Origin of the sequence: Brachybacterium atlanticum, assembly GCF_025669985.1 — a bacterium.
Lineage (GTDB): Bacteria > Actinomycetota > Actinomycetes > Actinomycetales > Dermabacteraceae > Brachybacterium > Brachybacterium conglomeratum.
Genome location: NZ_JAKJJW010000007.1, coordinates 111,891 through 124,972, shown reverse-complemented (window position 1 = coordinate 124,972; position 13,082 = coordinate 111,891). Strand labels below are relative to the sequence as shown.

13 protein-coding genes are annotated in these 13,082 nt (G+C 72.5%); all 13 read left to right on the top strand.

Annotated elements, in window-relative coordinates; all coding sequences use genetic code 11:
* The first annotated feature begins 247 nt into the window (after positions 1-247).
* The gene (locus tag L3K22_RS05465) at positions 248-2,266 is read left to right on the top strand and encodes an aldo/keto reductase (RefSeq protein ID WP_263310505.1); all 2,019 of its coding nucleotides are present in this window, start codon (positions 248-250) and stop codon (positions 2,264-2,266) included.
* Positions 2,263-3,243, top strand: a complete 981-nt coding sequence (locus L3K22_RS05460; RefSeq protein WP_263310504.1) for a LacI family DNA-binding transcriptional regulator — start codon at positions 2,263-2,265, stop codon at positions 3,241-3,243. Before L3K22_RS05465 ends, L3K22_RS05460 begins: the two co-directional genes overlap by 4 nt.
* A gap of 215 nt (positions 3,244-3,458) precedes the next feature.
* Complete coding sequence (gene rpmE / locus L3K22_RS05455) at positions 3,459-3,671, top strand: 50S ribosomal protein L31 (protein WP_010549604.1); 213 nt, start codon at positions 3,459-3,461, stop codon at positions 3,669-3,671.
* A gap of 143 nt (positions 3,672-3,814) precedes the next feature.
* The gene (prfA, locus tag L3K22_RS05450) at positions 3,815-4,951 is read left to right on the top strand and encodes a peptide chain release factor 1 (RefSeq protein WP_263310503.1); all 1,137 of its coding nucleotides are present in this window, start codon (positions 3,815-3,817) and stop codon (positions 4,949-4,951) included.
* Positions 4,948-5,946 carry a peptide chain release factor N(5)-glutamine methyltransferase gene (prmC, locus tag L3K22_RS05445; protein ID WP_263310502.1) on the top strand — a complete coding sequence of 333 codons (999 nt, stop codon included), beginning with the start codon at positions 4,948-4,950 and terminating at the stop codon, positions 5,944-5,946. The genes prfA and prmC overlap by 4 nt, the downstream gene beginning before the upstream one ends.
* Entirely contained in the window at positions 5,943-7,007 is a 1,065-nt protein-coding gene (locus L3K22_RS05440) for an L-threonylcarbamoyladenylate synthase (RefSeq protein WP_263310501.1), read from the top strand. The genes prmC and L3K22_RS05440 overlap by 4 nt, the downstream gene beginning before the upstream one ends.
* A complete protein-coding gene (locus tag L3K22_RS05435; protein WP_263310500.1) occupies positions 7,004-8,128 on the top strand; it encodes a glycosyltransferase family 4 protein in 1,125 nt (374 codons plus the stop codon). Before L3K22_RS05440 ends, L3K22_RS05435 begins: the two co-directional genes overlap by 4 nt.
* The gene (locus L3K22_RS05430; protein WP_263310499.1) at positions 8,112-8,591 is read left to right on the top strand and encodes a Cg1360 family ATP-synthase-associated protein; all 480 of its coding nucleotides are present in this window, start codon (positions 8,112-8,114) and stop codon (positions 8,589-8,591) included. Before L3K22_RS05435 ends, L3K22_RS05430 begins: the two co-directional genes overlap by 17 nt.
* Before the next feature lie 133 nt (positions 8,592-8,724).
* Positions 8,725-9,621 carry a F0F1 ATP synthase subunit A gene (atpB, locus tag L3K22_RS05425; RefSeq protein WP_010549598.1) on the top strand — a complete coding sequence of 299 codons (897 nt, stop codon included), beginning with the start codon at positions 8,725-8,727 and terminating at the stop codon, positions 9,619-9,621.
* Positions 9,622-9,731: 110 nt separating this feature from the next.
* Entirely contained in the window at positions 9,732-9,959 is a 228-nt protein-coding gene (gene atpE, locus L3K22_RS05420) for an ATP synthase F0 subunit C (RefSeq protein ID WP_010549597.1), read from the top strand.
* Positions 9,960-9,969: 10 nt separating this feature from the next.
* On the top strand, positions 9,970-10,515 hold the full coding sequence (locus L3K22_RS05415; RefSeq protein ID WP_010549596.1) for a F0F1 ATP synthase subunit B: 546 nt from the start codon (positions 9,970-9,972) through the stop codon (positions 10,513-10,515).
* A 9-nt stretch (positions 10,516-10,524) separates the two neighbouring features.
* Complete coding sequence (locus tag L3K22_RS05410; RefSeq protein WP_263310498.1) at positions 10,525-11,337, top strand: F0F1 ATP synthase subunit delta; 813 nt, start codon at positions 10,525-10,527, stop codon at positions 11,335-11,337.
* An 83-nt stretch (positions 11,338-11,420) separates the two neighbouring features.
* Positions 11,421-13,046 (top strand): F0F1 ATP synthase subunit alpha, encoded by a 1,626-nt coding sequence (gene atpA / locus L3K22_RS05405; protein WP_263310497.1) that lies wholly within the window; start codon positions 11,421-11,423, stop codon positions 13,044-13,046.
* The last annotated feature ends 36 nt before the right edge of the window (positions 13,047-13,082 follow it).

The following is a 13,082-nucleotide window of genomic DNA, read 5'->3' as shown; positions in this document are numbered from 1 at the left end:
GGCGGGGCCGGGACCGCTGCCCTGCGCAGCGGTCCCGGCCCGTCCGTGCGTGAGCGGTCGGTCCGGGGCGCGCCGCCCCGGCGGGGACGGGCGCATCCGATCCCGGCGAGCTCCGGGAAGCGCTTGTGACAGGTCGTCGGAGCGGCTACCGTAAGGGAAAGTGAACGTTCACGACGAGCGGGCCCAGGTCGCGTCGCCGGGCGTCCACGGCCGACGACGCCCACCCTCCTCGAAGGATCACATAGCCATGAGCACCTCCTCCACCCCGTTCCGCTGGGCCGTCCTCGGCCCCGGGGCGATCGCCCGCCGCTTCGCCTCCCAGCTGCCCGACTCGGAGCACGGCGTCCTCGTCGCCGTCGGCAGCAGCTCGCCCGAGCGGGCCCGCGCCTTCGCGGAGGAGTTCCCGCTCGAGGGGCCCGCGCTCGTGGGCGACTACGAGCAGGTCCTCGCCAGCGACGAGGTCGACGCCGTCTACGTCTCCACCGTGCACACGGGCCACGCCCGTCTCGCCGCCGCCGCCCTCGAGGCCGGCAAGCACGTGCTCGTCGAGAAGCCGCTGACCCCGAACTCCGGCACCACGATGGCGCTGCTGGACCTCGCCGCCCGCTCCGGGAAGGTGCTGCTCGAGGCGTACATGTACCGCTTCCACCCGCAGACCGTGCGGATCCTCGAGCTCGTGGCCGAGGACGCGATCGGCGAGCTCGTCCACGTCGACGCCTCCTTCGCCTTCGACACCGGCTCCCGCAGCGGCCGCCTCTTCGACACCGCCACCGCCGGCGGCGGGATCCTCGACGTGGGCTGCTACCCGCTGTCCCTGGCCCGCTTCGTGGCCGGCGCCGCCGCGGGCCGTCCCTCCCTCGAGCCGTCCTCGCTCACCGGCCGCGGCACGATCGGGGAGACCGGGGTCGACGAATGGGCCACCGCCCAGCTGACCTTCCCCGGCGGCGCGACCGCCTCCCTGCGCACCGGCGTGCGCCTGGCCGATCCGCAGTCCGCGACGATCACCGGCTCCCGCGGCGTGATCCGCCTGTCCGACCCCTGGGGCCTCGGCGATGAGCAGGTCATCGAGCTCGACGTGGTGGGGGAGGAGCCGCGCCGTATCGAGATCCCCCGCGCCTGCGCCTACGCGCTGGAGGCCGATGCGCTCGCCCTCGCCGCCCGCGACGGCTCCGAGGTCCCCGAGCTCACCGCCGAGAACTCCCTCGGCCAGGCACGGGCCCTGGACGCCTGGCGCGAGGAGCTCTCCCTGCGCTTCCCCTTCGAGGCCGACACCGCCGACATCCCCACCCTCACCGGCCGGCCGCTGCAGGCCGGCAGCGTGCCCACCGGCGCCGGGGTCCCGATGGCCTACGGCAGCATCCCCGGCGTGGACAAGCAGGTCTCCCGCCTCGTGATGGGCTGCGACAACCAGATGAACCTCGCCCACGCCTCGGCGATGTTCGACGCCTTCTTCGAGATGGGCGGCACCACCTTCGACACCGCCTTCATCTACGGCGGTGGGTACATCGAGAAGCTCGTGGGGCAGTGGGTCCGCAATCGCGGCGTGCGCGAGGACGTCGTGATGATCACCAAGGGCGCGCACACCCCGTACTGCGATCCCGAGTCCCTCACCCGCCAGCTCGAGGAGTCCCTCGAGCGGCAGGGCACCGACTACGCGGACCTGTACATGATGCACCGCGACAACACCGACATCCCCGTCGGCGAGTTCGTGGACGTCATGGACGAGCACCTGCGCGCGGGCCGGATCCGCGCCTACGGCGGCTCGAACTGGACCCCGGAGCGGGTCGACGAGGCCAACGCCTACGCGAAGGCCAACGGCCGCACGGGCTTCACCATCCTCTCGAACCACTTCGGCCTCGCCGAGGCGCTGGACGTGCCGTGGGCGGGCTGCGTGCACGCCACCGATCCGGACTCCAAGGCCTGGCTCGAGGAGCGGGGCATCGCCCTCCTGCCCTGGTCCTCCCAGGCCAGGGGCTTCTTCACCGGCCGCGCCCACCCCGAGGACCGCTCGGACGCCGAGCTCGTGCGCTGCTACTACAGCGACGCGAACTTCGAGCGCCTCGCCCGCGCGGAGGAGCTCGGCGCCGAGCGCGGCGTGCCCGCCACCGCGATCGCGCTCGCCTTCGTGCTGCACCAGCAGTTCCCGACCTTCGCCCTGTTCGGGCCGCGCAGCATCGGCGAGATGCGCTCCTCGACCCTCGGGCTCGGCGTCGAGCTCAGCGCCCAGGAGATGGCCTGGCTCGACCTGCGCTCCCCGTCCCGATGAGCAGGCAGGACAGGCGGGCGACGATCATCGACGTCGCCGCCCGCGCCGGGGTCTCCCGGCAGACGGTCTCGCGGGCGCTGAACGACATGCCCGGCATCAGCGGCGAGACGCGCGAGCGAGTGCTCGCCGCCGCGAAGGAGCTGAACTATCGCCCCTCCCGCTTCGGGCGGGGACTGGTCGAGCAGGGGCCGACGACGCTCGGCCTCGTCGTCGGTCGGCTCTCGAACACCTACTACGCCGAGCTCGGCGCGGCCGTGGTGCGCGCCTGCGCCCCGCACGGCTGGAACGTCGTCCTGGCCGAGGCGGTCGACGCCCCGCAGCCCGAGAAGGTCGCCGCGGACCTCTCGCGTCGCGTGGACGCGCTGGTCGGCTACGGCGTGGCGACCGCCGGGATCCGCGGCGGCGGCATGCCGATCGTGCAGGTCGACGGCACGCCCGAGCAGATCGACCAGGCCGGCGTGCTCGAGCTGCCGCGCACGGAGGCGATGGCGGACCTCGCCGAGCACCTGCGGGAGCGGGGAGTGCGGCGCCCCGTCGTGCTCGATCACGGCACGCGGGAGACCGACGAGCGCACCCGCGCCCTCGTCGGCGCCCTGTCGGGCCTCGCCCCGGGCGGGGAGGTGCCCGTGCGCACCGTCCACCCCCACGAGGGGCACGAGGAGGCGCTGCCGGAGCTCCTCGCCGGGGGCACCGACGCGCTGGTCGCCTTCAACGACGAGCTCGCCGTGCGGATGCTGCGCGCCCTGCGCCGCTCCGGCATCGAGGTGCCCTCCCGGGTGCGCGTGACCGGGGTGGACGGCCTCGAGATCTCGACCCTGGTCTCCCCGGAGCTGACCACGCTCGCCCTGGACATCGACCGCGTCGCCCGGGAGGCCGTCGAGCTGGTCGCCGGGATGCTCGAGGGGACCGTGCCGCTGCGGGGCGAGGAGGCCCACCGCCGGGTCGACTACCGGCTCGTGGTGCGCGAGTCGACCTGAGCGCCCCGCGGGCGGGGCTGCACCCGCCCGCGGGCGGGGCTGCAGGGCGGGGCCCCGCGCCCGACGGGCGCATCCGCCCCCCGGCTGCTGCGATGTTGCGCACGCCGCACCGCGAGCCCTCGCCCCGCCCCGCCCCGGCGTGGCAGACTGTGACGTCGGTTCTGGTTCACGGCGCCCGCCGGGCGCCGACCCAGCGACCCCGAGCAAGGAGAGACATGAAGGCTGACATCCACCCCGCATACGTCGAGACCCAGGTGACCTGCACCTGCGGAAACACGTTCACCACCCGCAGCACCAAGACCGACGGCGCCATCAGCACCGAGGTCTGCTCCGCGTGCCACCCCTTCTACACCGGCAAGCAGAAGATCCTGGACACCGGCGGCCGCGTCGCCCGCTTCCAGGCCCGCTACGGCAAGAAGAACTCCTGACCGGAGTGTCAGCGGCGAGGGTCACGGCCGCCTGCGCGGCCTGATCCACGCACAGCAGGTCTCCGACGCCGGTGCGCGCCCCAGGGCGTGCACCGGCGTCGTCGCGTGCAGGCGGGATCTGCAGGAACCGGGGAGGAGCACGGATGAGCGAGCACGAGGACGGCGACCGACTGGCCACCCTGCGGCGGGAGCACGCCTCCCTGCAGGAGTCGATGGCGGACCCGACGCTGCACGACGACCCGGTCCGGGCCCGTCGCGTCGGCCGACGCTATGCGGAGCTCGAGGGGATCCTCGAGGCCGCGGGCCGCGTGTCCTCCACGGCCGATGACCTCGCCACCGCCCGTGAGCTCGCCGAGCTGGGGGAGGACGACGAGGAGCTCGCCGCCGAGACCGAACGGCTCGCCGAGCGCCTCCAGGCCGAGCGCGCGCACCTCGAGGACCTGCTCGCCCCCCGCGACCCCGACGACTCCCGCGACGTGATCCTGGAGATCAAGGCGGGCGCGGGCGGCGAGGAGTCCGCGCTGTTCGCCGCCGAGATGCTGCGGATGTATCGCTCCTTCGCGGAGGCCCGCGGCTGGCGCACCGAGGTGCTGACCTCCTCCGAGACCGAGCTCGGCGGCCTGAAGGACGTCACCGTCGCGATCGCCGCCCGCGGCGCCGGCGCACCGGGAGAGGGCGTCTACGCGCACCTCAAGCACGAGGCCGGGGTGCACCGCGTCCAGCGGGTCCCGGTCACCGAGTCCCAGGGCCGCATCCACACCTCCGCCGTCGGCGTGCTGGTGCTGCCCGAGGCGGACGAGGCCGACGAGTCCGAGCTGCTGGCCGAGGCGATGGCGCCCGCGAACCTGCGCATCGACGTCTTCCGCTCCTCCGGCCCCGGTGGCCAGAGCGTGAACACCACCGACTCCGCCGTGCGGATCACGCACGTGCCCACGGGACTGGTGGTCTCCTGCCAGGACCAGAAGAGCCAGCTGCAGAACCGCGAGCAGGCCCTGCGGATCCTGCGCACCCGGCTGCTGGACGCGCGCCGCGCCGAGCAGGAGGCGGCCTCCTCCGCCGCGCGCCGCTCCCAGGTGCGCACCGTGGACCGCAGCGAGCGGATCCGCACCTACAACTTCCCCGAGTCGCGGGTCGCCGACCACCGCACCGGCTACAAGGCGAACAACCTCGCGCAGGTCCTCGCCGGCGACCTCGGCGAGCTGATCGACTCCTCCCGCCGCGCCGAGCGCGAGGCCCGGCTGGCCGAGGCGGCCCGCGAGGGCACGGAGGGCCCGGCATGAACGGCACGGCGGAGGGTGCCGAGCAGACCTGGGCCGACGGCGGGAGCCCCGGCGGCCCGGCACCGGGTGGAGAGGCTCCCGGGGGAGGGACCCCCGGAGGGCGGACGCGCCTCCGCCTGCGCGCCGCCCTCGCCGGGACCACCGCGCGCCTCGGCGCGGCGGGCGTCCCCTCGCCGAGCGTCGACGCCCGGGCGCTGATCGCCCACGCCGCACGCACGGACCGGCCGCTCGTCCTGCTCGATGAGATCCCGGAGGACTTCGACGCGCGCCTCGAGGCCGCGACCGCACGGCGTGAGGCGCGCGAGCCGCTGCAGCTGATCCTCGGCCGCGCGGCGTTCCGCCGCCTCGAGCTGCGGGTGCGCCCCGGCGTGTTCATCCCGCGTCCGGAGACGGAGCTCGCCCTGGACCTGCTGCGCGAGCACGCGAGCGGGCCGCTCGAGCAGATCGTGGATCTCTGCACCGGCAGCGGCGCGCTCGGCGCGGCCGTGCTCGACGAGCTGCCCGGCGCCCGCGTGCTGGCGGTCGAGGTCGACGGCGCCGCCGCGGATCTCGCCGCCGAGAACCTCGAGCTCGCCGGTCCCGGCCGCGGCCGGGTGCTGCACGCCGACCTGCTGGGGGAGGTCCCGGAGCTCGCCGCGGCGGCCCCCGTCGACGCCGTCCTCTCGAACCCGCCCTACATCCCCGCCGGCGCCGTGCCCCAGGACCCCGAGGTCCTCGCGCACGACCCGCACCGCGCCCTCTTCGGCGGGGGAGAGGACGGTCTCGCGGTCCCGCGCGCCGTCGTGGCCTGGGCGGCGCGGCTGCTGCGACCCGGCGGCCTGCTCGTGATGGAGCACGCCGACGTGCAGGGCGGGGCGACGCGCGCCCTCGCCCGCGACCACGGCGGCTTCGAGGGGATCCTCACGGCCCCCGACCTCACCGGACGCGACCGTTTCCTGATCGCGCGCCGTCGTGCATCGGAGTCGCAGGACGGACATGGGAGACTGTCACGGTGAGCGTGCACGACACCCAGAACCCAGAGACCCGCGAGGACGCCCTCGCCGCCGCCGTCGACGCCGTGCGAGGCGGTGGTCTCATCGTCCTGCCGACCGACACCGTCTATGGGATCGGCGCCGATGCGTTCACCCCGCAGGCCGTGCAGGACCTGCTCGAGGCGAAGGGCCGCGGCCGCGACACCCCGCCGCCCGTGCTGATCGGCGACCACGCCGTGCTGATGGCGCTGGCGACCGACCTGCCCGAGTACGTCGAGGACCTCGCCGAGGCGCTCTGGCCCGGTGCGCTGACCATCATCCTCACCGCCCAGCCCTCGCTCACCTGGGACCTGGGCGAGACCCGCGGCACCGTCGCGCTGCGCATGCCGGAGGACGAGACCGCCCTCGAGCTGCTGCGCCGCACCGGCCCGCTCGCCGTCTCCAGCGCGAACCGCCACGGCAAGCCGGCGGCGACCTCCGTGCTCGACGCCGCGACCCAGCTCGGCGACGCGGTCGAGGTGTACCTCGACGGGGGCGCCGCCCGGATCGGCGCGAGCTCCACCATCCTCGACGCCACCGTCACGCCTGCCGAGATCGTGCGCGAGGGCGCCATCACGAAGCAGCAGATCATCGACGTGGTCGGCGACATCTTCACCGCCCCCGAGCCCGAGCCCTCCGAGGAGGAGGACGAGGACGCGGCAGGGGAGCAGGGCGAGGACGGCGCGCCCGGGACCTCGACGGAGAGCGCCGAGGGCGCCTCCGACGCCGCACCCGCCGGCGAGGCCGACGGGGACGCCCCCTCCGTCCTCGACCTGCCCTCCGAGCCCGAGCTCGAGAGCGTCCCGCAGGGCCCGGCCGAGACGCCGCCGGCCGCTCCCGGCGAGGACGCCGCCGCGCCGTCGACCGTCGAGCCCTCGACCTCCGAGCCCTCGACGGCTGAGCCCTCGACCTCCGAGCCCTCGACGGCTGAGCCCTCGACCGCCGGATCCTCGGACTCCGGGCCCTCGGCCTCCGGGTCGACGGCCCCCGCGCCGGAGGACCGGCCGGACGACGGTCCCGCCCGCCCGGAGTACATGCCCGGGTGAGGATCTACCTGTTCCTGCTGCTGCTCGCGACGGCGGTCACCTTCCTGGTGACGCCCGCGGTGCGGCTGCTGGCCCGGCGCGCCGGGGCGATGACCGCGGTGCGGGAGCGCGATGTCCACGACGCCGTCACCCCGCGCCTGGGAGGGCTGGCGATGCTCACCGGCGTGGTCGCCGCGATGCTGATCGCGAGCAACGTGCCCTTCCTCGAAGGGCTCTTCCACGATTCCCGCCAGCCCTGGGCCATTCTCTCCGCCGCGGCGCTGGTGTGCCTGCTCGGCGCGGCCGACGACCGCTGGGACCTCGACTGGATGACCAAGCTCGCCGGCCAGGTGCTCGCCGCGCTGCTGCTCGCCTGGCAGGGGGTGAGCCTGGTGACCCTCCCGATCAACGGCATGACCGTCCTGTCGGGGCGCGCGGCGCTGATCCTCACGGTCCTCGTGGTGGTGGTCAGCATGAACGCCGTGAACTTCGTCGACGGCCTGGACGGCCTCGCCGCCGGCGTGATGGCGATCGGCGGCTCCGCCTTCTTCTACTACGCGTACATGCTCACGCGCGACACCTCGGCCTCCGACTACTCCTCGCTCGCCGCGCTGCTGACCGCCGTGATGATCGGGGCCTGTCTGGGCTTCCTGCCGCACAACCTCACGCGAGCCCGGATCTTCATGGGGGACTCGGGCTCGATGCTGCTGGGCCTGCTGCTCGCGGCCTCCACGATCGCCGTCACCGGCCAGGTCGACCCCGCGACCCTCTCCGGCGCAGACTTCTTCGGCCAGTTCCTGCCGATCCTGCTGCCGATCGGCGTGATGGTGATCCCCATCCTCGACTTCGGCCTCGCCGTGGTGCGACGGATCGGCTCGGGGAAATCCCCCTTCCACGCCGACAAGGCGCACCTGCACCACCGCCTGCTGGGCCTGGGGCACTCCAAGCGCACCGCGGTGCTGATCATGTACACCTGGACGATCGTGATCTGCGTGGGCCTGCTGCTCCCGCTGATGGCCCCGCGGCACGTGGTCGGGATCTTCTGGGCGATCGGGATGCTCCTGGCCGTCCTGCTCACCTTCGACCCGCTCAGATGGCGGCCCGGCCGCCACCGGAAGGACTCCGATGCCCGCTCAGCCTGAGACCCCCGCCTGCTCGAGCCCGCGCTCCCCGCGGCGCGCCGCGAGCGACCGCTCCATGCAGCGCGCGACGCTGATCGCCGCCGGCGTCGGCCTGGTCGCCGATCTCGTCCTGCTCGCGATCGCGGCGATCCGCCCCGAGAGCGCCGCCCTGCTCGGCGCGCTGGTGGGCACCGGGCTCACCCTGGCGATCGTCCTCCCGACCGTCGCGATCACCTTCGCCGGGCCCCGCCTCACCCCGGTGAGCATGGCCGCGACCGTGCTGGGCTCCTGGGCGGTCAAGATGTTCGCTGTGATCCTGGTCCTACTGCTGGTCAGGGACGTCGAGTCCGTCTCGAGCACATGGATCGGGCTCGCACTGCTGGTCGGTGCGGTCTCGGCCGTCCTCATCGAGGCCGTGGTGCTGGCCCGCACTCGGCAGCCGCTCGATGTGGACCCTGCCGCGAGCGCCGACGAGCACTCCTAGGACCCAGGCCGGAAGGCGATCCTCTGTTATGCTTCACGAGGTGTTCGAGCGCTGATCACGGAGCATATCCGGGGGCGGGCCGAGCACTGATCGACCAGCCGGGCCGCCCCGTCCACGTCCATCGTTGGACACCATGGAGGCCGCATCCGGGACGGCACCGATCGAGAATGACACCGAGGCACGGCACCCCGCTGTCGGCCCCAGACCACGGGAGATCGAGCTGAACACCGCAGACCTCAGCCCCACGCTGCACGCCGAGGACGACTCGTTCTTCCACATCCCGACGCTGGGTGAGTTCTTCCCCGACGCGATCCTCTTCGAAGGCACCGTCTTCGAGTTCAACCGGGTCCAGCTCGTGCGTCTCATCGTGCTCGCGGCCGTGCTCATCTTCATGTGCATCGTCGCCTCGCGCGCAAAGCTGGTCCCCGGCCGGGTCCAGAGTGCGGTCGAGCTCGTCATCGACTTCGTCAACAACAACATCATCGCGAACACGCTGGGCCTGAAGGACGGCAAGCGCTTCGCCCCGATGCTGATCACGATGTTCGTGTTCATCTTGTCGATGAACCTCGCCGGAGTCGTCCCCGGCCTCAACCTCGCCGGGACCTCGGTCATCGGCCTGCCGTTGCTGATGGCGCTGTGGACGTTCGTGACCTACGTGGGCGCCGGCATCCGCAAGCACGGCTTCCTCGGCTACCTCCGCGCCGAGACGATGCCCCCCGGCATCCCGTGGCCGATCTACATCCTGCTGATCCCGATCGAGCTGCTCCAGGTCGTCGTGATCCGCTGGGCCTCACTGACCATCCGACTGCTGGCGAACATGGTCGCCGGGCACATGATGATCGTGGTGTTCATCGGCATGACCCACGCGCTGCTGTTCTCGGGCGACTGGCTGATCGCGATCTCGCCCTTCGCCGGCGCGATGGCGATCGGGATCTACGGATTCGAGATCTTCGTGGCCGCGCTGCAGGCCTTCATCTTCACGATGCTGACCGCCGTGTACATCCAGCTCGCCACCTCCGACGAGCACTGACCCCCGCTGCGGCGGCAGGTCACCCGGCCCCGCCGAGCGGTCCCCGACCTTCCCGACCCCCAAGAACCTGATCGTCGCCCCCAGCGCGGCACAACGAAAGGAAACACCCCATGGAGTCCACCATCCTCGCTGAGGTGACCGGCAACATCGCGACCCTCGGATACGGCCTCGCCGCGATCGGCCCGGGCATCGGCCTCGGCATCCTCGTCGGCAAGACCGCCGAGGCGCAGGCCCGTCAGCCCGAGATGCGCTCGCAGCTGCAGACCACCATGCTGATCGGTGTGGCGTTCACCGAGATCCTCGCGCTGCTGGCGATCGTCACCGGCCTGATCTTCTGAGGCAGAGTCGATGATTCTTGCCGAAGGAGCAGACACCGTACCCGGCTGGCGGCTGCTCATCCCGCTCCCGGAGGAGATCGTCTGGTCGGCGATCTTCCTACTGATCTTCGCGGGCGTCTTCATGAAGTTCGTGCTCCCGCGCATGAACGCCGTGCTCGACGAGCGCAGCGAGAAGATCGAGGGCGGCATCCGCCATGCGGAGCAGGTCCAGGAGCAGGCCGACCAGCTCAGGAACGACCAGGAGCAGGAGCTCGCGGCGGCGCGTCAGGAAGCCGCTGCGATCCGCGAGAAGGCCCGCGCCGACGGCCAGAAGATCGTCGACGAGGCCCGTGCCCGTGCCGAGGCGGAGAACGAGCGCCTGCTCTCCGCAGGACGCCAGCAGCTGAGCGCCGAGCGGGTCGCCGCCTCGACGGAGCTGCGCGGCGAGGTGGGAACCCTCGCCAGCGATCTCGCCTCGAAGATCGTCGGGGAGTCCCTCACCGACGACGAGCGCTCCCGCCGTGTGATCGACAGGTTCCTGGACGACCTCGAGTCGAGCCAGACCACCACCCGATAAGGACCCGTGATGCGAGGAACCTCCTCCACCTCCTTCGCCGAGGTGCTCCGACAGGCAGAGACCGCCCCCGCGGCCGACGCCGTGCCGGACACCGAGGCCGAGGAGCTGTTCTCGATGGCCGATGCCATCGATTCCAGCAACCAGCTGGTGCGCATGCTCTCCGATGCCGGCCGCCCCGCGGCCGTCAAGGAGGCCGCCGTGCGCTCGCTGTTCGAAGGCCGGGTCGGGCCCCGGACCCTCGAGCTCGCGCTCGAGGTCGTGCGGCGACGCTGGTCCGAACAGGAGGACATCCTCGACGCCCTCGAGCTGCTCGGGGTCTCGACCCTCCTCGACCTCGCCCTGCGCGAGGGAGTGCTGGAGCAGATCGAGGGGGAGCTCTTCCAAGCCTCCCGCCTGATCGACGGCAGCGGGGACCTCACCTCGGCCCTCGACGGGGCTCGGGACGAGCCCGCTCGTCGGGCGGTGCTGCTGCGGCGGCTGTTGGAGGGCCGCGTGCACCCGCTCACGGTCATCCTCGCGGCGCGCGCGGTCGGACGTCGCAGCGAGCTCAAGCCGGCCCGTCGTGTCGAGGAGTTCGCGCGGTTCGCCGCGGACCGTCGCCGGCGCGCCTTCGCGGAGGTCGCCAGCGCCGTCCCGCTGAACGAATCGCAGCAGGCCCGCCTCTCCGCGGTCCTGACCGGCATCTACGGCCGTGAGGTGCAGCTGAACCTCCAGGTCGACCCGGAGGTGGTCGGCGGGCTCCGGATCCAGGTCGGCGACGACCTCTACGACGCCACCGTGCTGGCCAGGCTCTCGCGGGCCCGGTCCTCGCTCGTGGCCTGAACCAGCCCTCGACGCCCCGGCGTCCCCCAGCACTGACCAGACACTCCCCATCGCGGGGAGACCGAGAGGAAGCGAAGCACCAGATGGCGGAGCTCACGATCAGCCCGGAGGAGATCCGGAACGCCCTGGACACCGCAGTGTCCACCTACCAGGCAGGCGCCACCGAGCGCGAGGAGATCGGTCGCGTCAGCGAGGCCGCCGACGGCATCGCGCGCGTCGAGGGCCTCCCGAACGTCATGGCCAACGAGCTCGTCCGCTTCGAGGACGGCACCCTCGGCCTCGCCCTGAACCTCGAGCTGCGCGAGGTCGGCGTCGTCGTCCTCGGCGAGTTCAGCGGCATCGAGGAGGGCCAGCAGGTCCGCCGCACCGGCCAGGTGCTCTCGGTCCCCGTCGGCGACGGCTACCTCGGCCGCGTCGTGGACCCGGTCGGCGCCCCGATCGACGGCCTCGGCGAGATCGAGACCGTCGGCCGCCGCGCCCTCGAGCTGCAGGCGCCCGGCGTGATGCAGCGCAAGGCCGTCAAGGAGCCGATGCAGACCGGTCTGAAGGCCATCGACGCGATGACCCCGATCGGCCGCGGCCAGCGTCAGCTGATCATCGGCGACCGCCAGACCGGCAAGACCGCGATCGGCATCGACACGATCCTGAACCAGAAGGCCAACTGGGAGTCCGGCGACCCCTCGAAGCAGGTCCGCTGCATCTACGTCGCCGTCGGCCAGAAGGGCTCGACCATCGCCTCCGTGCGCGCCACCCTCGAGGAGGCCGGCGCGCTGGAGTACACCACGATCGTCGCCGCCCCCGCCTCGGACCCCGCGGGCTTCAAGTACATCGCCCCTTACACCGGCTCGGCCATCGGCCAGCACTGGATGTACGAGGGCAAGCACGTCCTGATCGTCTTCGACGACCTGTCGAAGCAGGCCGAGGCCTACCGCGCCGTGTCGCTGCTGCTGCGCCGCCCGCCGGGCCGCGAGGCGTACCCCGGCGACGTGTTCTACCTGCACTCCCGCCTCCTCGAGCGCTGCGCCAAGCTCAGCGACGAGATGGGCGGCGGCTCGATGACCGGCCTGCCGATCATCGAGACCAAGGCGAACGACGTCTCGGCGTACATCCCGACCAACGTCATCTCGATCACCGACGGCCAGTGCTTCCTGCAGTCGGACCTGTTCAACGCGAACCAGCGCCCGGCGGTCGACGTCGGCATCTCGGTCTCCCGCGTCGGCGGCTCCGCGCAGACGAAGGCCATGAAGGCGGTCTCGGGCACCCTGAAGCTCTCGCTCGCGCAGTTCCGCGACCTCGAGGCCTTCGCGATGTTCGCCTCCGACCTGGACGCGGCCTCGAAGCAGCAGCTGCACCGCGGCGCTCGCCTGATGGAGCTGCTCAAGCAGTCGCAGTACTCGCCCTTCCCGATGGAGGAGCAGGTCGTCTCGATCTGGGCGGGCACCAAGGGCAAGTTCGACGACGTCGAGGTGGAGGACGTCCGCGACTTCGAGGCCCAGCTGCTGGAGCACCTGCGCCACAACGGCGGCGTGCTCGAGACCATCCGCACCACCGGCAAGTTCGAGTCCTCGACCGAGGAGGAGCTCTCGAGCATCCTCGACCAGGTCAAGCAGGACTTCCTGGCAGGGATGGGCGAGGGCACCGCGCGCACCGACGAGAACGAGCGCATGGACGCCGGCGAGATCGAGCAGGAGCAGATCGTCCGAGGCTGATGCGAGCTGCCGCCGTCCCGCACGGGGCGGCGGCAC